Genomic DNA, 21,743 nt, shown 5'->3' on the forward strand with positions numbered 1-21,743 from the left:
CTTATAAATAGCTCGCCCTATGAGCGGACAGCGGAAAAAGGGGCGCAACCAACCCGATGAGTCATCGCATCGGCCGCCCCTTGCAAGATCGTTTACCGCTCCTCTGCCGCTTCGCGTTTCGCCAAATAAATGCGAATCGTCGAGCCTTCTTTTACTTTCACCCCGGGCTCCGGCGATTGTTCGACAATGACATCGCCCTCGCCACTAACATCTAATTTTAAGTCAAAAAACTGTTCTTGCAAATCTTTTTTTGTCATTCCGATCAAATTCGGCACCTCAATGACTCTCGGCTCATCCCATCCCCGTTCCTTCTCAAGTTGGTCTTTGCGCGGCTTCACACCCATCACCCGCAGGCTGTCTTCTATGACCTTGCCAACGATCGGCGCCGCAACCGTGCCGCCGAATTGGACCGTGCCTTTCGGATTGTCAACAGCGACGTACACGACGAGCTGCGGGTCGTCCGCCGGCGCAAAACCGATGAACGACACGATATGGTTGTTTTGCAAATAGCGGCCGCCTTGCGCTTTTTGCGCCGTTCCGGTTTTCCCGCCGACGCGGTAGCCTTCGACATACGCCTTTTTCCCTGTGCCTTGGGCGACAACGCTCTCAAGCGCATAGCGGACTTGTTTCGACGTTTCCTCGGAAATGACGCGCCGTTTCGCCTTTGGTGTATTGCGGCGTACGACTTCCCCTGTTTCCGGGTCGATCCATTCTTTGGCGATGTACGGGGTGTATAGAGTGCCGCCGTTGATCGCGGCCGATACGGCGGCGACTTGCTGGATCGGCGTCACCGACACCCCTTGGCCGAACGCAGTCGTCGCCAATTCGACCGGCCCGACCCGCTTTAAGTCAAACAAAATGCCAGTCCCTTCCCCTTGCAGGTCAATGCCGGTTTTCTCACCGAAGCCAAACTTCTTAATATAACGAAACAGCGTTTCCTTTCCGAGCCGCTCCCCCAAAGCGACAAATCCCGGGTTGCACGAGTTTTGTACAACTTCCAAAAACGTTTGCTCCCCATGGCCGCCCTTTTTCCAGCAGCGGAGCGTAGCGCCGGCCACTTTAGCGTAGCCCGGATCAGAGAAGTGGTCTTTAAGGAGGTTGACTTTATGCTCCTCAAGCGCTGCAGCCAACGTAATGATTTTAAACGTCGACCCCGGTTCATACGTGCTCCAAATCGGCAAATTGCGGTTGTAAATTTCCGGAGGGACGTTGCGGTAATCGGCCGGGTCAAACGTCGGCCGGCTCGCCATCGCCAAAATTTCCCCCGTATTCGGGTTCATGGCAATGGCGATGATGCCGTCTGGATTGTATTTCGCCTCAGCAATATCGAGCTCCCGCTCTATGATCGTCTGAATGCGTGAGTCAATCGTGAGCACCAAGTTCAAGCCGTCGGTCGGCGGCGTATAGTCATCCGCCATATCGGGCATGCGCCGCCCTTTTGCATCGGAGTAAAACTGCACCGAACCGCGTTCTCCGCTCAGTTCTTTGTCATAATACAGTTCAAGCCCTGTGAGCCCTTGGTTGTCAATGCCAGTAAAGCCAAGCACATGCGATAAGTAGCTGCCAAACGGATAGTAGCGCTTCGTGTCTTCAGCAATGTACACCCCGTCCAAATCGAGCGCGCGCACGTCCGCCGCTTTCTCGTCGGAAATTTTCCGCCCTTCTTTCAAGCGGACGATCGAGGTGTTTTTTGTCATTTGTTTATAAACGGATTCGACCGAAGCGCCCAAAACTGCCGCCAGCTTTTCTGCCGCTTCCGCCGGATTTTTCACTTGCCGCGGGATGACATACACCGTCGGCGCGCTCATATTCGTCGCCAGCGGGACGCCGTTGCGGTCCAAAATTTCGCCGCGCTTCGGCTCAAATGGGATGTTCCGCCCCCACAGCCCTTTCGCCCGTTCCGCTAATAGATCGCCGAGCCAAAATTGGACATAGCCGAGACGGAGATCGATAATGGCAAAAACCAAAACGCCGATCAAAAAGACGATCGTCAACCGTTTGCGCACGGTCACGTACGATACGCGCATATGGCGGAACCTCCTTCATGATGGGCTCGTTCCACTATATGCTTGTACGCTCCGTTATAGAACGGCAAAAAATCACTCGTGAGGCCCGGCCTCTTTCCGTTCAGCCGCCTCTTGTTCTTTCTTTGCCGCCATTTCTTCCCACTGGCGCGGCGGAGCCAGTTCGACGATCAAATAATCCCCTTGCCGCACTCGCGCTCCCGGGCGGATGTTTTGGCTGACGACATAGCCGGTTCCTTTCGTGCTTGGCCGCAGGCCGAGTATATGAGCCACTTTCATGGCGTCCCGCAGCGAAAACCCGCGCAAGTTCGGCATCGTCGCCGCTCCATCCGTTTTCAACACGACCCGCTCGCCGGGAAGAAGACGATCTCCGCCGCGCGGAAGCTGCCGCTCAACGTACCGGCCGGTGCCGATGACGACCGGCACATAGCCGTTTTTCTTCAACTGCTCCGCCGCCGTTACGGCTGCCTCGCCGACCAGCGAATCGAGCGCGCGTTGCGCCGCTAGTTTCGTTTCCACCGATTTTTCTTTGCTCGGTTCAATATGCAAATATTGCAGGCTGCTTTTCATCACCGTTGTAAAAATTTGCGAAACAGGCGCCGCTCCGGTTTCCGTCACATCCAACCGCGGCTGCTGAACAGCTACATACATGAGAAGGCGCGGATCATCCGCCGGCGCCATGCCTAAAAACGAGAAAATATAATTTTCCCGTCCGGTCAAATAGCCGCCGGAAGCGGATGGAATTTGCGCCGTCCCCGTTTTGCCGGCGACGCGGTAGCCGTCAATTTGGTACGGGCGGCCGGTGCCGTGCTCTGAGGTGACAACCGTTTCCAAAATTTCCCTCACCTTCCGCGCCGTTTCAGCCGTAATCGGTTCACCGACGACAGTCGGCTCGTGGTCGAGAACGACTTTGCCGCTGTCTGGATCGACCACCTTTTCAATGACGTACGGCTTCATCATTTTTCCGTCGTTGGCGATCGCTGTCGCCGCCTGGATTTGCTGAATCGGGGTCACTGACGTCCCTTGCCCGAACCCGGTCGTAATCCGTTCGATCGGATAACGGTAACGAATTTGCCCTGTCGCCTCACTCGGCAAATCAATGCCCGTTTTCTGATCGAAATGGAAACGATGCAAATACTGCAAAAACCGGTCTTCCCCGAGCTTTTCTTTCACCAAAATGGAAAAAGCGACGTTCGAAGAGCGCTGCACCCCTTCATTGAACGTAATCGTCCCCCAACCGACATCGTTATGGTCGCGGATGGTGTTCGGCCCGACTTTGTATGAGCCGGAACGGTACGTTTCATTGCCGTTGTACACTCCTTCATTAATGGCGGCAGCAAGCGTAAACACCTTCATCGTCGACCCCGGCTCATACGGGTAGGAAATAGCGTCATTTAAAAAGTTCGCAATATCGCGTTTGTTCGGGTCAAAACTCGGGCGAGTCGCCATCGCTAAAATTTTTCCTGTTTTCGGATCAGCCACGATGGCGATGATCTTTTTCGGCTTGTACTGCTTTTCTACGCCGTTCATGGCGTCTTCCAAAAACGTCTGGATTTTCGCGTCAATCGTTAAATACACGTTCGCGCCGTTGTCCGGCTTTGCAATCGTGCGCTCTCTCGCCTCCGGCAGACGGAACCCCTTCGCATCGCTGGCAAACGACACATAGCCGTCTTTGTCGCGCAAATAACGGTCAAGCGATTTTTCTACTCCCATTTTGCCGACCGTTTCGTTTTTCGCATTTTTTTGCGCGTAGCCGATGACGTGCGAGGCGAACATGCCATTCGGGTAAAACCGGGCAGTGTCGCGGGTAAAGATGATGCCCGGCAAATGGAGCGCTTCAATTTTCCGCTTCAGCTCGAAGCTGATATTGCGGCCATAGGAGCCGAACTCGACTTGTTTCGCCTTTTTGGTCAAAATGCGCTCCATTTGCTCGACGTCCATGCCAAGCAGCGGAGCGAGCTTTTCCGCTGTTTCCTCTGGATCGGCGACACGGCGCGGATCATCCGGGTCCACAATGGCGGCGACTGTATACGACGGCACGTCTTGGGCTAAAATGACGCCGTTGCGGTCAAAAATCGTCCCGCGTTTCGCTTCAATCGTGCGCGTCTGCTTATGCTGCTGCTGCGCGATCTCCGCCAGCGCTTCGCCTTCCGCTTTTCCCGTCCACTGCACTTGCACAAAGCGGGCAAACAAAAGAAAAAAGGCAAAGCTGAACACGCAAAACAAAATAAACGCCCCGCGATGGGTGTTGCGATGCTTTTTTGCCTCCATCACCCATCAGTCCTGTACGACTTTGACATGGTTTTCGTTGAGCGACAAACCGAGCTCTTTCGCCTTTTGCAAAATGCGCTCGTACGCGCTCAGCCGCTGCACTTCGACGTACAAGTCATTATTTTCTTTCTTTTGTTCATCAATGGCCGATTCCAACTTTTGGACATCTTTATTAAGCTCATAAATTTGCACTTGGGTTGAGACGGTATGGACCGCCGCGTAAAAGACAAACAGCAAAAACGAAACGATCAACAGCTTCTCAGCCAGCGTCAGCCGAAGGCGCCGTTTTCGCTGCGGCTTCTGGCTCGGCGGCGCGGCCGGATGCTTTTGTTCGCGTGCTACTTTGACTGCCAAATGGTTCACAGCGTTTCCCTCCTGTTTCTCCTCACCTATTTTCTCAGCCGCGCGGCAGTTTTTCAGCAATGCGGAGTTTGGCTGAACGGGCGCGGCGGTTCCGTTCCACCTCTTCAGCAGAAGGAACGACCGGTTTTTTTGTAATAATTTTCAACACAGGACGGTAGTCATTAGGGAGAACTGGAAGCCCTGGAGGCAATGGCGGGTTCTCGCTTGCTTTTTTAAACGTCTCTTTGCAAATGCGGTCTTCGAGCGAATGAAACGTAATGACGCTCACCCGTCCTCCCGGCGCCAACAAGTCAATCGCCTGCTCAAGCGCTTCGCGAAACGCCTCGAGCTCATCGTTGACTGCGATGCGGAGCGCCTGGAAAATGCGTTTGGCCGGATGTCCGCCGCTGCGGCGCGCCGGCGCTGGAATCGCCTCCTTAATGACCTCAACGAGCTCCCCGGTCGTTTCAATCGGCTTCTCGCGCCGCACCTCCTCGATTTTGCGCGCTACTTGCTTTGAAAATTTTTCTTCGCCGTACCGAAAAAAAATGCGCACAAGCTCCTCATATGGCCAACGGTTGACGATCTCCGCCGCCGTCAGCTGTTGCTTGCGGTCCATCCTCATGTCAAGCGGCGCGTCGTGCTGGTAGCTGAAGCCGCGCTCCGGCTCATCGAGCTGCGGCGATGAAACGCCCAAATCAAACAGCACGCCGTCGACGGCAGCGACGCCGCGGGCGGAAAGCTCCTCTTGCAAAAACCGGAAGTTGCGGTGCACAAACTGCACTTGCTGGCCATAACGGGCGAGCCGTTCACGCGCATACGAAATGGCGGTTTCGTCTTGATCAAAGGCAAACAGCTTTCCGCGCTTTGAGAGGCGGGAAAGCAAATAGTCGCTATGGCCGCCGCCGCCCAACGTACAATCGACATAGACGCCGTCCGGGCGGATGTTCAGTCCGTCAACCGCTTCTTTTAACAGCACCGTTGTATGTTCAAACACATGTCCACCACCTTTGCTGCTTCCAAACGCTGCTTCCTTAATTATATCGCAAAGACGGACAAAATTTTAGCTTTTTTTGTAAAAAAAACGTCCCTTTTTGTTTATTTTTGTCGGACATCCCCAGATGGAGCCATTAGTTCCAACCTCCTTTTACTTTTATTTCCAAACCCATGGCGATTGTTTTGTTACTATTTCATTCCACAAAAAAAAAATCCTGCTCGAAACAGGATTTTTCTTTTCGACTTTTTCTTTGAAAAAGCTTTATATATATACAATTTTATGCATTCCGTTTCCAGGGGCGTCGATCAGCGAAAGTTTTTTTACAAAATCAAATCCGTAACGATTCACGTAGTAAAACACGTTCCAAACCCGTTCCTGAGGCGCTCCGTTCGGCCGCAGCGCCGTTTCGACGCGCCAAAACTTGCGCCATGTCGTCTCATGTTTGCGCAAAAGCGCCCGCTCCAACGTTTGCTGAAGAAACTCGATTTGTGACTCAATGATGGCGGCATTTTTCGCCACCAATCCTTCCAATCCGCGGTCAATCTCCATGCCAAGCGCGCGCAGCGGCTGATGCGCCGCCTCGATGTCGGCTTTCGCTTTCGCAAACGCCTTGGCAAGCGGAACTTCAGCCGTCTCCTTCCGCCATCGCTCCTTGGCCGCTTCGAGCCGCCCGGCCAATACGTCGGCGGCTTCGAGACCGAGATCAGCGAGATCGGTTTGCAGCGAACGGCCGACGATCGTCGCCAGCAGGCGCGGCGCCACCGGCGGCATTTCGAATCCGAACAGCGAAAACGCCTCCTTCAACTCCGCCCAATAGGCGATTTCTCCCGGGCCGGCGACAAAAGCGAGCGTCGGCAGCAAATACTCTTGCATAAGCGGACGAGTGACAACATTGTTGCTTAAACAGTGCGGCTTCGTCTCGGCAAGCTCAAGCAGCTGCTGTTTCGCAAAGACGATATGCCCGGCCTTGTCGCGGAACGCGCCGCGCTCTTCGTCATAGTGCAAAAGCAGGCGCTCATGGCCGTTGTAATAAAACAAGTTGGCCGCGTTGGGCGCTATCTCAATGAGCGGCGCATACCCGAGCGCGCGCAGCGCCTCTTGCTGCGCCAACACGGCCGATGTCACGCTGCGATGGCGGTCAATGAGCGCGGCGAAAAAACGGCGCTCAAGAAGGCGCACCGCCGCATCGCCGGCATTCAAGACAACCAATCCGTCAGCAGCAAACAGGCGCAAGACAATCGCCGCAAAAAAGTCGACAAACGTGCTCGCCTCATCCAAACATGTCTTGAGAAAGGAAAGCAGTTCGTTCGTCGCGTCCGTCTCCCCGTACGTTTTCACGACACGTTCGATCCACGCGCCGGCAAGCTCATGATCAAGCGGGACGTCGGCTGCCATCCGCCTTTCCTTCCGCTTGTGCGGATATAGCGCTTTCCTCACTTCGCCGCCCTCTACCACATACACATGGTCGATTTCCGCGATGTCATGATCCTCGCCGGCGATCCAAAACAGCGGCACGACCGGCACGCCAAGCTTCCGTTCCTGTTCTTTGGCGAGCTGGATGATGGTGATGATTTTATAGATCGTATAAAGCGGACCGGTCAACAGCCCGGCTTGCTGTCCGCCGACAACAACGACGCTGTTCTCCTGCCGCAGCTTGTCGATATTGTGCATCGTCGCCCTGCTTGCCGAGAACCGACGGTGATAGGAGTCTAAATAATCGGCAAGCCCGCTCCGGTCGTATGTCCGTTTTTGCAAATGAGACAACCGGCGGCGAAACGCCTGATCATCAGCCCAAACGTAGTCAAACCCTTTCTCAGCCGGAAACGCGCCGGTTATGTAATCGGCCGCCAGCTTTGTCGCCGCCGGCAGCGGAATTTCGTGAACCTCCATGGCGAAAACTCCCTTTCTTATGTATTCTTTCATGAGTATAGCACGTTCGGCGCCAAGAGGAAAAAATGATTGCTCAAAGGACGGCAGCGATGCGCGCCATCATGCCATAGACGAGCAGGCCGGCGTAAAGGGACGCAAAAATGAGAAAACTGGCCCGCCAAAATAGACGAAACACCGCCGCCAGGTGAAAATCCGCCTTTTTCCGCCAGTAGCCGAGTGCGATGGCGGCGTGCAATCCGAGCAAAAAGAGAAGAAGATGGACAAAATATGACTTTCCGAACAGCACGGCAAGCAAAAAATAGACGGCGGCGATGAAAAATGCGGTCGCCGCGTTGACCGCCGCGTAAAACGCCGCCCGTTTCCGCCCGCCAAACAGGCGCATGGCCGCATAGACGAGCCAAAACAGCAGCAGCGGCAGTGTGACGAATGTCGCCAACACCGGCGCGAGCCAGTCACCCATCGCGGCTCCCCCCTTCCTTCCCTTTCAGCGCGCAATACACAAAGCGGACGAGCGGCAACGCAACGCCGCGCGCTTCCCCTTGCTTCAGCACATAGCCTAAAATGGCGTCAATTTCCGTCCGACGCCCGTTTGCCACATCCATATACATCGACGAATAGTTGTCCGCCGTGTTCCGGCATATATGAACGATCCGCTCCCACGCCCGTCCGGCGTCACGAAGCGGCAACACCCGCCGCACTTCATCAAACAGCTGCGCCATCATGTCCCGATACGGCGCCACCTCAAGAAGCTCGCCGTTTTTCACTTGCAACAGCGCCGTCAACGGGTTGATGACCGCATTGACGACAAGTTTGTCGACAAGAATGCGCTCCCAATCGTCCGCCCATTCAATGGGAAACTCTCGATCTCCAGCCAGCCCGGCGGCCGCAGCAGGCGACCCATAGAAGGGGGCAAGCGTCAGTTTGCCGGCGCCTGTGTGCGCAACCGTCCGATCGTCAAGCTTGAACGCGCCGTGCTCCACAACGCCGACGACGATGTTTTTGTCAGCAAAAACAGACAGCTGTTCGAGATGGCTCATCCCGTTTTGCAAAAAAACAATCGTGCCGACGCGGCGGAACGAATCACGCTGGGAGCAGACATCCGCCACATCATATTGTTTAACCGTCACAAACACAAGCGGCTCAACGAGTTCCGTCCCGGCAAACGGCCTTGCTTGAACGGCAGTCTCCGTTGTTTTTCCTTCTTTTTTCAGGGCGACGCCGCATTCAGCAAGCTGCCTCGCCTGAGACAAGCGCCTTGTATACACCGTGACCTTATGGCGCCGCCCGAGATAAGCGGCAAGAAGCAGGCCGACCGCCCCGCCGCCGACAATGCCAATGTTCATATGTCTCCCCCGCCTTCCCGCCAAATTGCGTTAGCCTTATTTTAGCAAATGTCCCCGTCATCCGTTAAGAAAAAAAAGCCGGCCCAAAGGCCAGCTTTTATCCTTCCCCGACGCGCTCAGCCGCCGGCTCCGTTTGTTTTTCGGCGCCCGCCACTATTTTCCGCGCCCGCTCCATAATGGCGAGCAACGTTTTATACTCCTCTTGGACGGCCGCCAGCTGCTTTTGCAACGCTTCCTTTTCCATTTGCAACTTTGTCACCATTTGTTGCAGCTGCTCCATATCGTTTTTTAACGCCCGATTTTCATCCGCTGTCCGCCGGGCGTCGCGCGCTTTTTGCCCTTCCGCTTGCAAAAAAGCGAGCACTTCCGTCCATGACAGTTTGCTCTCTGCTGCCGCTTCCATCTCCGTTTGTCCCCCTCCTTCTTTTACCGATGCCGCCTCTTTTTTTCGCGTTTTCCGTTCTTGCTTTGCCTGTTCAATTTCCTCTTTATACTGCTTGCGAACGTACGAATTCCAGCGGAACCCGCACGCTGCCGCTGTCCGCGACAAACGCCGCCCCACCTCAGCAAACGCTTCTAGCTGGGTGCCGCCCTCGCGAATATATTGAAGCACAACGTTGGCCAACAGTTCATCTTCCTCTTTCGTCCAAGCGTCCTGGCGTACTCCGGTCATCTCCCTTCCCTCCTCATCGCCGCTTTGTCATTATATGTATGCGGCTAATAGAAACAGTAGAAGGAAAAAATTACTGCTTGCGAAAAAAAGGATGCAACGCCTGTTCATGTTCAACCGACCCCCATAGTGCGGCGCAACGGTCGATTTCAGCGAAAAATTGCTCACGAAACCAAGCTGTTCGCCATTTTTCGCCCGCTGCCGCCTTATAGGCTTCTAAAACAGCGAGCGACCGCGCGGCATAAAGGGCGAGCCGCGCCTGCCATTGCTCGCGCCAGTGGTCAGCCGCCAAGACCGCATCAGCCCACCCGCACGCTTCCATATCTTCCGCTGTCATCGGTTCAGCGCGCAGCAATAGATCGAGGGCACGCGCGTACGGCAGTTTGCCGAACAGCATCGAGGCGCCGCCCCAGCCGGTTGTGATGCCGAGCCGCCCTTGAATGAACCCGATTCGGCTTCCTTCTTTGACAAAACGGAAATCGCAGGCCGTCGCCAGCTCGCAGCCCCCTCCCATCACGGCGCCATTGACGAGCGCGGCCGTCGGTTTCGGAAACGTCAGCAGCCGGTAGAGCACCTCCCCCATGCGCGTCAGCATCTGTTTCGCCTCAGCGCCGCGCAAAGGCCCGAACTCGTGTAAATCGCCGCCCGAGCAAAAAGCCTCATCGCCAGCGCCCGTGATGGCAAATATTTTGACCCGCTCATCCGCTTCCGCCTCGCTCAGCGCTCCCTCAAGCGCCTCCATCACTGCAAAATTGACTGCATTCCGTTTTTCGGGACGGCAAATCGTAAACAAGGCGACGCCGTCACGCTGCTCCATCATCGCTTCCATCAGCACTCCTCGACAATTGGTCATCGTCCCCCCCTTTTTCCTGCCAGCAGCGAAAAAAACAAACGCGTGGACGTACGTTGTCGATTGTTCACTGCCAATAAAAAAGGCTGCCCGCTTTTCGGACAGCCTGTCGCTTGATGTCGGCCATTATTTGTTGACGACATCTCTTCCTTTGTACGTACCGCATGCTTTGCAGACGCGGTGCGCCAATTTCCATTCGCCGCAGTTCGGGCATTGCACCATGCCCGGCACTTGCAGTTTAAAGTGTGTACGGCGCAGTCGTTTTCTCGTTTTCGATGTTCTTCTAAAAGGTACTGCCATCGTTTTCCACCTCCTTGTCCGGCACATTCAGCGTATCGCTGCCGACGGGCAGCCGCTTGTTCAAGGCAGTCCGCCGGCAGGCAAGGCAGCTGCCGGACGGTGCGCGTTCTGGTCGGCGCCATCGGCCGGCAACGCCGGTCAGCCATCAGTTTCTTTCGTTCCATCAAAAAACTTAGCCAATCCTGCCAGACGAGGGTCGACCTTGTTCGCCGCCCGCTCTTCCAGCGTTTTTTCCCATTGTTCTTCCGTGAGAACGTCCCATCCTTCCCCGTGTTGCGGCGCCCCGTCAGCCCCCGGGTTGTCGGCGATGAGCTGCAACGGGATTTCAAGCAGGATGAGCTCGCGAATAATTGGGTTTAAATCAACCGTGTTTCCAGTTACGATATGGGTGTCTTCATCCGTTTCAGCGACGTCGCCGCCATCAACAAAAAACGTTTCCGTCGTCTTGATGGAAAACGGGTGTGTCACGTCGACGAGCGTCCGCGAACACGGCAATACCATCGTTCCTGACAGCGTCAAATGAAATGTAAACTTTGTCGAACCGACGTCCGCTTTCCCTTGAACGCGGACAAGCGAAATATCACGGATCAACGTGTCGATTTGTTTCAAATCAGACACGTCAACCGTCTCGTCAATCGCCATTTCCTTGTGCTGAAAACGGCGAAGCTGTTGAACCGTCCATTTCATACAATCACCTCAAGGCAACGAATAAAATTATACGTTCCGTTTCTATTTTTGTCAATGTTTTTTCTTTACAACCATTCGGACGCCTGAAAAAAGAAGAGGCAACAGGAAAGGTATACTTCCATTATTTCTAAATTCTGTTACTTGCATGCACATATGCCTCCGGCGGCTCGACGCGTTCCGCCAAAACCGGACGACAACATCACGACGCCCTTCCTAGGTTGATCTTTACCGCCGCATGTTCCATACTAGATGAGAGACAGGAGGTGCGCTTATGACGAGCCATCGTTTCAGCGCCGAGCGACGTCCGTTCCATGGGGGGAAGCGGCCATGAAAGCTGTTGGCGTGATCGTCGAGTACAATCCATTTCATAACGGCCATCGATATCACTTGCAAGAGACGCGTGAAAAGACAGGAGCGGACTGCCTCGTCGCCGTCATGAGCGGAAATTTTCTGCAACGCGGCGAGCCGGCCATTGTTTCAAAATGGGCGCGGGCCAAAATGGCGCTGGCAGCCGGCGTCGATCTCGTCATTGAACTGCCATATGCCTTCGCCGTTCAGGCGGCGGAGCGATTTGCCGATGGAGCGGTGCGGCTGCTCGATGCCCTCGGCTGCGAAGAGCTTTGCTTTGGGAGCGAATCCGGCGACATTGCTGCTTTTTTAGCCGCCGCGAAGACGTTGTTTGCGCAAAAAGAGGAGTTTGACGCCCTCGTCCGCGCCGAACTTCAGCGTGGGCAAAGCTTTCCGAAAGCGAATGCCAAGGCGTGGGATCAGCTCCGCTCCGTCCCACTTGATTTGGCGCAGCCAAACAACGTGCTCGGATTAGCCTACGTGAAAGCCATTTGGCGGCACAAGCTCTCCATCATGCCGCGCACGATTCCCCGCCTCGCCGCTGGCTATCATGACGAGTCGTTTTCCCATCCATCGATCGCCAGCGCCACAAGCGTGCGAAAGACGCTGCGACAAACTGGGCAGCTTGCGTCGATTGCGCCATACGTCCCTCCAACGACGCTCGAGCAGCTGCGCCAATACCGGCAAACGTATGGGCGCTGGCATGATTGGGAAGCGTATTTTCCGCTCTTGAAGTATCGGCTGCTGACGGCAACCAAGGAGGAACTGCGCCGCACGGCCGGAATCGAGGAAGGCGTGGAGCACCGGTTGAAGGAAAAAATTACCGTTGCCGAAACGTTCGCTTCTTTCATCGCCGCCGTCAAAACGAAACGGTACACGTGGACAAGGCTGCAGCGAATGTGCGCGCACGTGCTGACCAACTTCACAAAGGAAGAACAAACGAAGACATCCGATCCTACGTACATCAGGCTGCTCGGCATGAGCGAAACCGGCCGCCGCTACTTGCAGCGGGTGAAAAAAGAGCTGGCGCTGCCGCTGATTACGAAAGCGGCTAAATTGAACGGCGATCCGCTTTACGAGCAAGAAAAAAGGGCGGCCGCCGTCTATGCAGCCGCCCTTCCTGAGCCGCTGTACAGCGCCGCGCTCAAAGAAGAATACGCAACGACCCCCATTTACGCTTCCGGCATGGAGCGCAAATAACGGATCGCATCTTCAAACGTATCGACCGGGACGATTTTCATGTTCGTCCCGATTTTTTTCGCGGTCTGCACCGCCTCCCGGTAGTTCGATGACGGGGAGCCATGTTCATTCGGAGCGAAAAACACTTCCGCCCCCGCGCGGTCAGCGGCCACGACTTTTTGTGAAACACCGCCGATCGGGCCGACTTGCCCATGAATGTCGATCGTTCCGGTGCCGGCAATGTTATGGCCTTTCGTCATATCTTCTTCAACGAGCTGATTGTAAATTTCAAGCGAAAACATCAGCCCCGCCGACGGACCGCCGATCTGTTCCGAGTCAACGTCAACCGGCGGGTCGGTGCGGACGTCATAATCGGTCATGAGCGTCACCCCAAGGCCGATTTGGTTTGGATGGTGCGGGAACGGCTTCAGCCGGAGCTCGACCTCCCGCCGCTCCCCCTCGCGGACAAACGCGATGCGGACGCGGTCTCCCTCTTTTTTCTTCCGAATGTAGTCGATGATTTGCTCCGACGTTGTCAACGGCCGGCCGTCGAGCGCGGCGAGGCGGTCGCCGGCCTGCAAGCGTCCCTCCGCCGGCATGTCAGGGAGAACGTTCATCACATACACACCTTTCGGCTCATATGAAACCGGCTTTCCAGCGTGCCGGTAAGCGACGACAATCGCCGCTTCCTTTGACTGTTCCATCAGTTCTAGCTGACGCATCGTATATTCTTTGTCGCTTTCCCCTTCCTGTTTAATCTCTTCAACCGGATGCAGCTCATAAAACGGGCGGATATGGGCGAGCAAGTACGCGATGACGTTCGCCCGCCCCATGCGGACCGTCGTCAACATGAACGCCCCCGCATCGCGGTCGCCGTGCTCGACATGAACAAGCGGCGTTAACTTTTGCGCGCTTCCCGGCATCGTCACGTAATACGGCAATTTCATAAAAATAAGCAAAACGGCAAGGACGGCGCTAAAGAAAAACGCCGCTATATACGTTCGTTTCTTCATTGGTGCTTTGGCTCCTTCCACTGTTCAATCGCTTGGCGGATCGCCCCGGCTTGTTTCCGCGCTTCCTCTTCGCCGCGGGCAATAATGTCTTCGATATGGGTGAACGCCCGCGAGCTGTATTGCTCTACGCGCGGCCGGATCATCACGTCCGAGGCGAGTTCCCGATGGGCGACGAGCTCGGCTTGCAAAATATCAAGGCTCTGCCAAATGACATCCACAATCGAGGCAATTTCCGCCTCTTTGTTCAACGGGGCGACATCGACCGCGATGACAAGATCAGCCCCCATCGCCCGAACGACCGATACCGGCACGCGGTCCACGACACCGCCATCAACAAGCAGCCGCCCGTCCACCGCCGCGGGCACAAAAATGCCGGGGATCGAGATGCTCGCCCGCACAGCCTGGGCCGCATCCCCTTGCCGAAACACGACTTTTTCCCCCGTCTGCAAATCAGCGGTGATGACCGCCACCGGCGGAGAAAGCTCTTCAATCCGCCTCCCTTTCGTCAACAAACGAATGAATTCGGTGATGCGCTCACCGGCGATCAGCCCCATTTTCGGCACCGTCCAATCGAGAAAATCGTTGCGCCGGAACGACTTGGCGAGCCGATAAAGGCGGCTGAGGCCGTGGCCGCTCGCATAAAGGACAGCCACAAGCGCGCCGATGCTGCTGCCCGCCAAATAAGAAATAGGGATTCCTTCCTCCTGTAGCACTTTCAATACGCCGAGGTGAGCAAATCCGCGCGCGCCCCCTGACCCGAGCGCCAATCCGATCTTCGGCGGCACGATTCTCCCCCCCCTTTGCTGCGGCTCTCCCTCGCTTTCATCTTATGGTCTAAACCGCCCCCCTATGCTCGTATATTAGGTTATATGAGGTTGTACCGCGCAAGGCCGCACGGCAAAAAAAGGGGGGAGAACATTGAAGCGAAACTGGGGAGCGAAACTAAAAACGGCGCTGCTCGCTTCCGCTGTGACGTTATTCGCCTTTTCGCTCATTTGTTATCCAAAACAGTCGCTCCAAGCATCCATTCGCGGGTTAAATATGTGGTGGGAAGTCGTGTTCCCGTCGCTCCTGCCGTTTTTCATTGTCTCGGAGCTGCTCATCAGCTTTGGCGTCGTTAGCTTTCTCGGCGTCTTGCTGGAGCCGCTGATGCGCCCGCTTTTTCGCGTCCCAGGCGTCGGCGGGTTTGCCTGGGCGATGGGGATGGCATCCGGCTACCCGTCGGGGGCGAAGCTGACCGCCCGCCTGTATCAAGAAAAACAACTGTCGACCATCGAGGCCGAGCGGCTCTCTTCGTTCACCAATTCTTCCAACCCGCTATTTATATTTGGGGCTGTTTCAGCTGGGTTTTTTAACAATCCGCAGCTTGGTTTGTTGCTGGCCGTCTCCCATTATTTAGGGAACATTGCCGTCGGACTAGTGATGCGCTTTCACGGCATCCGGAAAGAACGGGGGCAGCCGAAGCGGCGGCCGCGCTCGTTTTCGTTCCCGTATGCGCTGCGCACACTCCACAAAACGCGGCTGAAGAATGAACAGCCGCTTGGCAAGTTGCTCGGCGATGCCGTCCACTCTTCCGTTCAAACGTTGTTGATGATCGGCGGCTTTATTATTCTCTTTTCCGTCGTCAACCAATTGTTGTATATGATACACTTGACCGAGCAGCTCGCCCCCTTGCTGCGCCAGCTGCTCCGGCTCGTCCAGCTTCCGGAGCAGCTTGATATTCCGATTTTTTCCGGGTTGTTTGAAATTACGCTCGGCAGCCAAATGATCAGCCAGACAGATGAAGCCGAGCTGCTGGAAAAGGCGGTGGCCGTCAGCTTCGTCTTGGCTTTCGGTGGCTTTTCCGTTCAAGCGCAAGTGGCCAGCATTCTCGCTGAGGCCAACATCCGCTTTCAACCGTTTTTCATCGCCCGTTTTCTGCATGGAGTTTTTGCGGCTTCATTTACATATTTGCTTTGGGAGCCGTTGTACCTTCGGGCGGCAGGCAACGAAACCGGCAATATTCCGGTGTTTTGGCACGCCGCCGCAGAGAGCGTCTGGCACGAAAGATGGCAATGGCTGCAGCACTATGGGCCACTGGCCACGATGCTGTTTCTGTGCCTTTATATATGGCTCGCCGCCAACGCAAGCAACAAAACGCGCGGACGCTTGTGACTGCCCGCGCTGCCGGCCCCGCGGCGCCATCCGGCCGCCGGGGCGGCTCTCGATGCTTTTGCATCCCGCTTCTCCGCCGGCAAAATAAGGGATCGGCGGATCGGTTCCGCCCTTGGACAGAACAACCTTTTCCTAGCCGTCAATCGGCGGCCATCGAGGCGAATTTCCGCTTTAGGGCCGCCTCGACAACCGGCGGCACAAGTTCGGAGATGTCGCCGTTATATTTAGCGACCTCCTTGACAATGCTTGAACTCAAAAACGCATACTGGCTGTTCGTCATCATAAAAAACGTTTCAATGTTCTCGTCCAAGACGCGGTTCATCGATGTAATTTGCATTTCATACTCGAAGTCAGACACTGCGCGCAAACCGCGCAAAATGGCGTTGGCGTTTTTGCTGCGGGCATAGTCAACAAGCAGGCCGTGAAACGATTCGACATGCACGTTTTCTAGCGTCCGCGTCACCTCGCGCAGCAGCTCCATCCGCTCCTCAACCGTAAACAGCGGCTTTTTCAAGGAATTGTTTAACACCGCCACATAAACTTTGTCAAATACTTTTGCCCCCCGTTTGATAATATCCAAATGCCCGTATGTCACCGGATCAAAGCTCCCCGGGCAAACGGCAATGCTCGCCATCGCGTTCGTCCCCTTTCTGTTCGTCAGTCCGGCGGTAAATAGTGACGCCGGTGATGCCGTATGTTTCCCGCTTCCACTGCTTCAAGCGGCCGACTTCTTCCGGCAGCTCGGCCTCAGCCAAATGTTCGGCAACGACAACGCCATCGTCCTCCAACAAATCGTGGTTGGCGATAAACGATAACAGCGCCGGCCACTTTTTCTCCTTGTACGGAGGATCGAGAAAGATGACGGAAAAACGCAGGCCTCGCTTCGCCACCGCCCTCAACGCCCGCTCGGCGTCGTTGCGGTAAATTTCCGCCCGGCGCTCAAGTCCACAGGCGGCAACGTTTTTTCGGACCGTCTGCACGGCCTTTCCGTCATGATCGACGAAAATGACGCGCTCAAGCCCGCGGCTAAGCGCTTCGATGCCCAAGCCGCCGCTGCCGGCGAACAAATCGAGGCCGATGCCGCCGGCGAAATACGGGCCGATCATATTAAAAACCGCTTCTTTCACCTTGTCGGTCGTCGGCCGCGTCGACAATCCTGGAACCGCTTGCAGATGCCGACCTTTGCATGTTCCGGAAATGACTCTCATTGCGTTCACCTAATTCGTTGTTTTCATGGTCGTCTTATCATGTTTATTATAGTCAAACTTGAGAATTTTTCATAGCCGCGTGTATAGAAATCAGAAAACCGTCCATAATGAGTAATGGCAACACCGTAGATGGCGTTGTTGCCAATGACGGAGAAGACTTACGTTTCCCCATAAGTTCTTCCTCCGGTTTCTCCTCTCCCTTTTCTTTTTCTTTCCGTTCCCTGTTCCGACCCGCGCGGAGGCAAGGAATTGGAAAGGGCCTTGCGGATCGTTTGTCCGCAAGGTTTTTTTTTGATTGCAATTTCTGCAATGGACCGGTAAAGTTATGAATGGACGATGATCGCAAGGAGGACCGTACATGATCCAGCGTTTTATCGAACTTGGCGAAGGCTATTCCGATATATATGAGCTGATGGAGCTGGCGCGCGCCAACCGCCACCGTTTATCCGGCTTTTTTGCTTTCCATACGGTGAAAAAAGGCCAGGCGGTCGTCTCCTTGGTTGTTGTGCTCCACCCAACCGACCCGGGCGACTTTCAACCGCTTTACATTTGCCGTGAAGGTGTTCCCGATCCCTCCGTCAAACCGAACAAACGGTACGATTTGTTTGCGGAAACCGCGAAGGAGCTTGGCTTTGGCGTCATCCATCTCGACGTCAAGCCGTCAACGATGTTCTCGGAACTCGACTTATATTATCAGCACTTAATCGGCATTATGCGAATGAACCGCTTCATCCCGCCGCTCCAATAGCCAAAAAAAGAGCAGGGCTAAGGCCCGCTCTTTTCTTTCATCCAAGCGGATACGGGGAGTCTTTCTCTTTTTCCCCTTTCGATTCAAACTCCAGCTTTAAAAACGGACGATACGACGGCTCAACGCGTTTGACGAACGGGAGCGCCGCCAGTTTTTTCATCACATGGTCGACTTGCTCCATGTCGCAGTACAGAACGGCATATTTCAGCCGCTTTGAAATATAGTGAATGTTGCCGAATTTGCGCAGTTGCTTCCCGTATTTCAATGAATGAAGCCAAACGATAATCCCTTGCCGTTTTGGAAACATAGTCCTTTCCCCTTTTTCTATGCTCGGCAGCCGCAGCCTCCGCCGGATCTGCAGCCGCCGGAACAGCCGGCTGACAGGAAGTACGGGTTTCCGGTCGGCACTTTGACATGTTCCGAGACAGCCTTGCCGATCAACACGCTAATGTCATCAAGCAGCTGTTGCAGCGCTTTTTCCGACTCTTTAAAGGCGGCCACCGTCTCATGCAAATCAAGCTCCCGTTTCGCCTCACGCACTTCTTTCATCACGTTGCGGTAATCGGGATGGTATTTGCCGAAGCGCTGCACCTCCTCATACCGCTCTTTCAGCTTGACGAAACGGGCGATCAGCTGCTGAGCGCGGCGGTCTTGTTTGAGCCGCCGAAACGCGCGGCGGTATTCATCCGCCACCTCCGACTCGACAACCATTTTCGCCAACGATTCTGCTTTATCCAAAATCTCGATGCGCTCGAGAGTAGCGATCCTCACAAATATAGCACCTCCATCTTTCATCATACCATGAATAAAAGGAAAATGGAAAGGGAGGAGATCATGAAGGAAAAGAAGAGCGCAAAAAAAGACTATCCGAAGTCAGAAAGAGACTCTGCCGGATAGCCTTGTCTCCTGTCGAGCTTTACGGGATCGTCACTTCAAATTCATGCATCATGCCGGTCATCTTTCCATCGTTATAGACGAGCTCAAGGCGGATCATATGCTTTCCGCTTGGCAGGCCGCGCACGATAAAGGCGGCCGTATACACTTCCGTCATTTTCTGTCCATTGAGATACACGTTGATATGGCCGCCCCCCTCTCCTTTGCGAAACGGAAATTGCGCGGCCAAACATTCCACGAGCACGTCATGCCCTTTCACTTCATATTTGACATGCCATGGGTGATTCGCTGTCGGCGCATGAACAGCGGCCGCTGCCGTCTCCGGCCGTCCGCCGGCATACGCCCATAACAGCACCACACACCCGAACCATACAAGCCATTTCGGCAAAGGCATCACTCCCTTTCAGAGCTAGTCTTTGCCGTTTGCCGCCAAATTAGTCGCGCAGCGCTTTAAACATTTGCCACATGAGAGAGGCCATCTGCAACGATTGGGAAATTTTTTCTACTTTATCGGGGATCGTCTGCCCGTAATGGCGCAAGGCGGCCAACTGGAGCGCCGACAGCTCGTGCGGACGGCGAGCGAGCAGCCGGTACCAGCGCGGCTGTTCACGCACAAACGCGCGCAACATCGGGTTTGCCTGCACATATTGCCATACATCTCTTCTCATTGCTACCACCCTTTAGTCTTGGCGAAACGAAAACGGATGCTCCTCTTTGTTGGGCCGTTGCGAACTGGCTCCTTGAAATTCAGACAGAATGCCCTGGATCGCAGCGAGGGCCTGTTGGACGCTTGCCAAGTGTTTTTGCACTTCTGCCGCGTCAAGCTGTCCAAGCATCGCCGCGAGCTTATCAAGCCATTTGCTTGCTCCCTTTTCCTCTCTTTTCTCCTTGCCGCCTGCGTCTCGGTACGGTTCCCATATGTCGTCATCCTCTCCGAACAAGTACCAGTCCTCATACACTTGCTTCCACGTCTTTTTGCCGCTGCGCACCTCTTGAATGAGTTTCGGGTGTTTTTTGACAAACTGTTTGAACTGTTCAACGGAAGGATGCAGAGGCTTGGCCATAACCGTTTTCATCCCTTTCATCCACTCATGCCTATCTGCCATATCATATCGCTCCCAGCAGGCAAAGGTGCGCCCAAATTTTCATAGCGGCGTCAGGAAATTTTGCGTATAATAATCGGCATAAACGCCGACGCCAAGGTGGGTAAATTCCGCATTCAGCATAATTTCCCGGTGCTTTTGACTGTTCAGCCACCCAACCGTCGCCTCGACGCCATCTACTTGATGAGCGGCAATATTTTCCCCAGCGAGCTGAAATGAAACGCCCAAGGCGCCAAGCCGTTTGGATAAATCGCCGTATTGCGGCGATTCATGAGAGAAGAACTGGTGGTCATGCATATCCTGGCTATGCTTGGCGGCAGCCATGGCGGCTTTGCTGTCCCAGACAAGGGGGGGAAGCTCATGACGGCGTCGGATCAAGTTCGTCCAGTCAAAAATTTGCTTCGCATTGGCCGCATCGACCTGCCGCTGTTCTTTCTCTGACAACGGAGTAACCGCGGGCAGGCGGCCGCGGTACACAAGCTCATACGGCCGCAGTTTCACAAACGTTTCTGCGTCCATGAGGCGAACAGCGGCCACACGGCCGGTAAACCGGTCGATGTACAGCTGGGCATACGCCTCTCCCACTTTAACGACCGGTCTTGAGGAATAATCTTGTTCCGACAGCTCAAACCGGTACGTCCCGCTGCTTAGTGTAATCTTAATGTTGGACAGGACGGGCATCGTTTGGAAAATCGTCTGCAGACGCTGGCCAATCGCAAACGGCTCGACGTTCACCTTTTCCCCGCCGACTAAAGCCGTGACGATTTTGCCGCCAAGCACCCCGATTTGGAAATACGATTCAGGGCGGCGGCTGTACACCCACCAATCGTAGCCATAAGCTGACGGATCAATTCGATCCGGCGCGCCGAACTGCTTTTCCGCCTCTTGCGCCGGCCGGCCAATCAACGCAGCGACGCCGGCGGTTGCTTTCGGTTCTTTCAGCGTGTATCCATTTGTTTTGGGCTGCTCCGGAGGGCTTTGCGGCGGCGGACTCGGCACAAAATAGTAAAACCCGATCAATAAGAACAAAAAAAGAAAAAACCATTTCACACAGCAACTCCCGCTTTCTGCAACAATCTCCTTATTGCCATTATAGCCGTTTTTCACAGGCAAAAAAAAGGGGCGCCCAAAAAGACCGCCCTTCCCTTCAAGAAACAATGTCTGTCCGTATTCAGTCAATGGACGCGATGTTGTTCAGAAATCTCGCTCAGCGCACGGCCGGCGCTCTCATCCGAATAACTTGAAATGCAAACCGTTTTCGTACTATTATAAATGAAGGGACGATTTCCTTTTTGGCGCTTTACATACCTGCGTTGTTAGGAGGAAGAAACATGAAATTTGACAATAGCGGTCTTGAAAATCAAACGGTTGAACTGTCCCGCCTTGATGACATCATGGCGCGCCACGGTTTTGTACGCGCGGCGCAGTGGGATTACGAACGGGTCACATACGACCGGAAATACGTGATTAAAGAGGGAACATACTATTTGCGTGTTCAAGGGTACGCGATCGAAGGGGATGTCGACTCGCGCTATGCACTCATTAAACTGCTCACACCGATTTTAGGGAAACATTACTATCCGCATGGCGTTGAATATGGCGAAGATGAGCATTTTCCATCTTCCCTTGTCGGCCAATGCCAAAAAGTATTGGAGCAAGTCAAACACGAAATTGAAAAGACGAAAGAGTAAAGAAAAAACGCATGAGAGCTCTTTTCTCATG

General features: G+C 54.7%; 25 protein-coding genes. 4 read left to right on the forward strand and 21 right to left on the reverse strand.

Annotation, left to right across the window (positions count from 1 at the left end; all coding sequences use genetic code 11):
* Window positions 1–92: 92 nt before the first annotated feature.
* The 11 genes from NSS88_RS03280 to NSS88_RS03330 form a co-directional block, all read right to left on the reverse strand.
* The gene (locus NSS88_RS03280) at window positions 93–2,027 is read right to left on the reverse strand and encodes a stage V sporulation protein D (protein ID WP_064213511.1); all 1,935 of its coding nucleotides are present in this window, start codon (window positions 2,025–2,027) and stop codon (window positions 93–95) included.
* Window positions 2,028–2,099: 72 nt separating this feature from the next.
* Complete coding sequence (locus NSS88_RS03285; protein WP_055358181.1) at window positions 2,100–4,295, reverse strand: penicillin-binding protein; 2,196 nt, start codon at window positions 4,293–4,295, stop codon at window positions 2,100–2,102.
* A 6-nt stretch (window positions 4,296–4,301) separates the two neighbouring features.
* Window positions 4,302–4,658 (reverse strand): cell division protein FtsL, encoded by a 357-nt coding sequence (gene ftsL, locus NSS88_RS03290; RefSeq protein ID WP_033011332.1) that lies wholly within the window; start codon window positions 4,656–4,658, stop codon window positions 4,302–4,304.
* A gap of 34 nt (window positions 4,659–4,692) precedes the next feature.
* Window positions 4,693–5,634, reverse strand: a complete 942-nt coding sequence (rsmH, locus tag NSS88_RS03295) for a 16S rRNA (cytosine(1402)-N(4))-methyltransferase RsmH (RefSeq protein WP_033016164.1) — start codon at window positions 5,632–5,634, stop codon at window positions 4,693–4,695.
* A 261-nt stretch (window positions 5,635–5,895) separates the two neighbouring features.
* Window positions 5,896–7,524 carry a bacillithiol biosynthesis cysteine-adding enzyme BshC gene (gene bshC / locus NSS88_RS03300; RefSeq protein ID WP_064213510.1) on the reverse strand — a complete coding sequence of 543 codons (1,629 nt, stop codon included), beginning with the start codon at window positions 7,522–7,524 and terminating at the stop codon, window positions 5,896–5,898.
* A 73-nt stretch (window positions 7,525–7,597) separates the two neighbouring features.
* A complete protein-coding gene (locus NSS88_RS03305; RefSeq protein WP_033010250.1) occupies window positions 7,598–7,984 on the reverse strand; it encodes a DUF3397 domain-containing protein in 387 nt (128 codons plus the stop codon).
* Window positions 7,977–8,867, reverse strand: coding sequence for a 2-dehydropantoate 2-reductase (locus NSS88_RS03310; RefSeq protein ID WP_064213509.1), 891 nt, complete (start codon window positions 8,865–8,867; stop codon window positions 7,977–7,979). The genes NSS88_RS03305 and NSS88_RS03310 overlap by 8 nt, the downstream gene beginning before the upstream one ends.
* 97 nt (window positions 8,868–8,964) lie before the next feature.
* On the reverse strand, window positions 8,965–9,540 hold the full coding sequence (locus tag NSS88_RS03315; protein WP_055358184.1) for an RsfA family transcriptional regulator: 576 nt from the start codon (window positions 9,538–9,540) through the stop codon (window positions 8,965–8,967).
* A gap of 70 nt (window positions 9,541–9,610) precedes the next feature.
* Window positions 9,611–10,366, reverse strand: coding sequence for an enoyl-CoA hydratase/isomerase family protein (locus NSS88_RS03320; RefSeq protein WP_121678117.1), 756 nt, complete (start codon window positions 10,364–10,366; stop codon window positions 9,611–9,613).
* Window positions 10,367–10,513: 147 nt separating this feature from the next.
* Complete coding sequence (gene rpmF, locus NSS88_RS03325) at window positions 10,514–10,687, reverse strand: 50S ribosomal protein L32 (protein ID WP_011230605.1); 174 nt, start codon at window positions 10,685–10,687, stop codon at window positions 10,514–10,516.
* A 138-nt stretch (window positions 10,688–10,825) separates the two neighbouring features.
* Entirely contained in the window at window positions 10,826–11,374 is a 549-nt protein-coding gene (locus NSS88_RS03330; RefSeq protein WP_033010255.1) for a YceD family protein, read from the reverse strand.
* Window positions 11,375–11,701: 327 nt separating this feature from the next.
* On the opposite strand from NSS88_RS03330, the gene NSS88_RS03335 reads away from it, so the two are divergent.
* Entirely contained in the window at window positions 11,702–12,922 is a 1,221-nt protein-coding gene (locus NSS88_RS03335; RefSeq protein ID WP_047818092.1) for a nucleotidyltransferase, read from the forward strand.
* Here the strand turns inward: NSS88_RS03335 and NSS88_RS03340 are convergent.
* Window positions 12,895–13,914 (reverse strand): SepM family pheromone-processing serine protease, encoded by a 1,020-nt coding sequence (locus NSS88_RS03340; RefSeq protein WP_055358186.1) that lies wholly within the window; start codon window positions 13,912–13,914, stop codon window positions 12,895–12,897. The genes NSS88_RS03335 and NSS88_RS03340 overlap by 28 nt on opposite strands.
* Window positions 13,911–14,699 carry a patatin-like phospholipase family protein gene (locus NSS88_RS03345; protein WP_121678116.1) on the reverse strand — a complete coding sequence of 263 codons (789 nt, stop codon included), beginning with the start codon at window positions 14,697–14,699 and terminating at the stop codon, window positions 13,911–13,913. The genes NSS88_RS03340 and NSS88_RS03345 overlap by 4 nt, the downstream gene beginning before the upstream one ends.
* Window positions 14,700–14,832: 133 nt before the next feature.
* Here NSS88_RS03345 and ylbJ point away from each other — a divergent pair, with 133 nt between their 5' ends.
* Window positions 14,833–16,068: a sporulation integral membrane protein YlbJ gene (ylbJ, locus tag NSS88_RS03350; protein ID WP_061580858.1), complete on the forward strand. Its 1,236-nt coding sequence runs from the start codon at window positions 14,833–14,835 to the stop codon at window positions 16,066–16,068.
* Window positions 16,069–16,207: 139 nt separating this feature from the next.
* Here the strand turns inward: ylbJ and coaD are convergent, their stop codons facing one another.
* Both coaD and rsmD read right to left on the reverse strand, forming a co-directional pair.
* A complete protein-coding gene (gene coaD, locus NSS88_RS03355) occupies window positions 16,208–16,702 on the reverse strand; it encodes a pantetheine-phosphate adenylyltransferase (RefSeq protein ID WP_055358189.1) in 495 nt (164 codons plus the stop codon).
* Window positions 16,668–17,276 carry a 16S rRNA (guanine(966)-N(2))-methyltransferase RsmD gene (gene rsmD / locus NSS88_RS03360; protein WP_055358190.1) on the reverse strand — a complete coding sequence of 203 codons (609 nt, stop codon included), beginning with the start codon at window positions 17,274–17,276 and terminating at the stop codon, window positions 16,668–16,670. Before rsmD ends, coaD begins: the two co-directional genes overlap by 35 nt.
* A gap of 358 nt (window positions 17,277–17,634) precedes the next feature.
* Here rsmD and NSS88_RS03365 point away from each other — a divergent pair, with 358 nt between their 5' ends.
* Window positions 17,635–18,024 carry a DUF7147 family protein gene (locus NSS88_RS03365; protein WP_055358191.1) on the forward strand — a complete coding sequence of 130 codons (390 nt, stop codon included), beginning with the start codon at window positions 17,635–17,637 and terminating at the stop codon, window positions 18,022–18,024.
* 37 nt (window positions 18,025–18,061) lie between these two features.
* Here NSS88_RS03365 and NSS88_RS03370 read toward each other — a convergent pair whose 3' ends face one another.
* The 6 genes from NSS88_RS03370 to NSS88_RS03395 form a co-directional block, all read right to left on the reverse strand.
* On the reverse strand, window positions 18,062–18,331 hold the full coding sequence (locus tag NSS88_RS03370) for a YlbG family protein (RefSeq protein ID WP_050368475.1): 270 nt from the start codon (window positions 18,329–18,331) through the stop codon (window positions 18,062–18,064).
* Between the two features lie 17 nt (window positions 18,332–18,348).
* A complete protein-coding gene (locus tag NSS88_RS03375) occupies window positions 18,349–18,795 on the reverse strand; it encodes a YlbF family regulator (RefSeq protein WP_033010267.1) in 447 nt (148 codons plus the stop codon).
* 145 nt (window positions 18,796–18,940) lie between these two features.
* The gene (locus NSS88_RS03380) at window positions 18,941–19,312 is read right to left on the reverse strand and encodes a hypothetical protein (RefSeq protein WP_033010268.1); all 372 of its coding nucleotides are present in this window, start codon (window positions 19,310–19,312) and stop codon (window positions 18,941–18,943) included.
* Window positions 19,313–19,352: 40 nt separating this feature from the next.
* Window positions 19,353–19,586, reverse strand: a complete 234-nt coding sequence (locus tag NSS88_RS03385) for a YlbE-like family protein (RefSeq protein WP_033010269.1) — start codon at window positions 19,584–19,586, stop codon at window positions 19,353–19,355.
* Window positions 19,587–19,598: 12 nt separating this feature from the next.
* Complete coding sequence (locus NSS88_RS03390) at window positions 19,599–19,982, reverse strand: YlbD family protein (RefSeq protein WP_055358193.1); 384 nt, start codon at window positions 19,980–19,982, stop codon at window positions 19,599–19,601.
* Between the two features lie 81 nt (window positions 19,983–20,063).
* The gene (locus NSS88_RS03395; protein ID WP_341083051.1) at window positions 20,064–21,071 is read right to left on the reverse strand and encodes a CAP domain-containing protein; all 1,008 of its coding nucleotides are present in this window, start codon (window positions 21,069–21,071) and stop codon (window positions 20,064–20,066) included.
* Between the two features lie 281 nt (window positions 21,072–21,352).
* Here NSS88_RS03395 and NSS88_RS03400 point away from each other — a divergent pair, with 281 nt between their 5' ends.
* Window positions 21,353–21,712, forward strand: a complete 360-nt coding sequence (locus NSS88_RS03400; protein ID WP_055358195.1) for a YugN family protein — start codon at window positions 21,353–21,355, stop codon at window positions 21,710–21,712.
* The last annotated feature ends 31 nt before the right edge of the window (window positions 21,713–21,743 follow it).

Origin of the sequence: Geobacillus sp. FSL W8-1251 (assembly GCF_038005945.1) — a bacterium.
Lineage (GTDB): Bacteria > Bacillota > Bacilli > Bacillales > Anoxybacillaceae > Geobacillus > Geobacillus stearothermophilus.

What these genes read in the sequence shown, in the direction of transcription:
- NSS88_RS03280 (WP_064213511.1), bottom strand. Translation starts at nt 2,027, where the DNA reads ATGCGCGTATCGTACGTGACCGTGCGCAAACGGTTGACGATCGTCTTT.
- NSS88_RS03285 (WP_055358181.1), bottom strand. Translation starts at nt 4,295, where the DNA reads ATGGAGGCAAAAAAGCATCGCAACACCCATCGCGGGGCGTTTATTTTG.
- bshC (WP_064213510.1), bottom strand. Translation starts at nt 7,524, where the DNA reads ATGGAGGTTCACGAAATTCCGCTGCCGGCGGCGACAAAGCTGGCGGCC.
- NSS88_RS03305 (WP_033010250.1), bottom strand. Translation starts at nt 7,984, where the DNA reads ATGGGTGACTGGCTCGCGCCGGTGTTGGCGACATTCGTCACACTGCCG.
- NSS88_RS03310 (WP_064213509.1), bottom strand. Translation starts at nt 8,867, where the DNA reads ATGAACATTGGCATTGTCGGCGGCGGGGCGGTCGGCCTGCTTCTTGCC.
- NSS88_RS03315 (WP_055358184.1), bottom strand. Translation starts at nt 9,540, where the DNA reads ATGACCGGAGTACGCCAGGACGCTTGGACGAAAGAGGAAGATGAACTG.
- NSS88_RS03320 (WP_121678117.1), bottom strand. Translation starts at nt 10,366, where the DNA reads ATGGAAGCGATGATGGAGCAGCGTGACGGCGTCGCCTTGTTTACGATT.
- rpmF (WP_011230605.1), bottom strand. Translation starts at nt 10,687, where the DNA reads ATGGCAGTACCTTTTAGAAGAACATCGAAAACGAGAAAACGACTGCGC.
- NSS88_RS03330 (WP_033010255.1), bottom strand. Translation starts at nt 11,374, where the DNA reads ATGAAATGGACGGTTCAACAGCTTCGCCGTTTTCAGCACAAGGAAATG.
- NSS88_RS03335 (WP_047818092.1), top strand. Translation starts at nt 11,702, where the DNA reads ATGAAAGCTGTTGGCGTGATCGTCGAGTACAATCCATTTCATAACGGC.
- NSS88_RS03340 (WP_055358186.1), bottom strand. Translation starts at nt 13,914, where the DNA reads ATGAAGAAACGAACGTATATAGCGGCGTTTTTCTTTAGCGCCGTCCTT.
- coaD (WP_055358189.1), bottom strand. Translation starts at nt 16,702, where the DNA reads ATGGCGAGCATTGCCGTTTGCCCGGGGAGCTTTGATCCGGTGACATAC.
- rsmD (WP_055358190.1), bottom strand. Translation starts at nt 17,276, where the DNA reads ATGAGAGTCATTTCCGGAACATGCAAAGGTCGGCATCTGCAAGCGGTT.
- NSS88_RS03365 (WP_055358191.1), top strand. Translation starts at nt 17,635, where the DNA reads ATGATCCAGCGTTTTATCGAACTTGGCGAAGGCTATTCCGATATATAT.
- NSS88_RS03370 (WP_050368475.1), bottom strand. Translation starts at nt 18,331, where the DNA reads ATGTTTCCAAAACGGCAAGGGATTATCGTTTGGCTTCATTCATTGAAA.
- NSS88_RS03380 (WP_033010268.1), bottom strand. Translation starts at nt 19,312, where the DNA reads ATGCCTTTGCCGAAATGGCTTGTATGGTTCGGGTGTGTGGTGCTGTTA.
- NSS88_RS03385 (WP_033010269.1), bottom strand. Translation starts at nt 19,586, where the DNA reads ATGAGAAGAGATGTATGGCAATATGTGCAGGCAAACCCGATGTTGCGC.
- NSS88_RS03390 (WP_055358193.1), bottom strand. Translation starts at nt 19,982, where the DNA reads ATGGCCAAGCCTCTGCATCCTTCCGTTGAACAGTTCAAACAGTTTGTC.
- NSS88_RS03400 (WP_055358195.1), top strand. Translation starts at nt 21,353, where the DNA reads ATGAAATTTGACAATAGCGGTCTTGAAAATCAAACGGTTGAACTGTCC.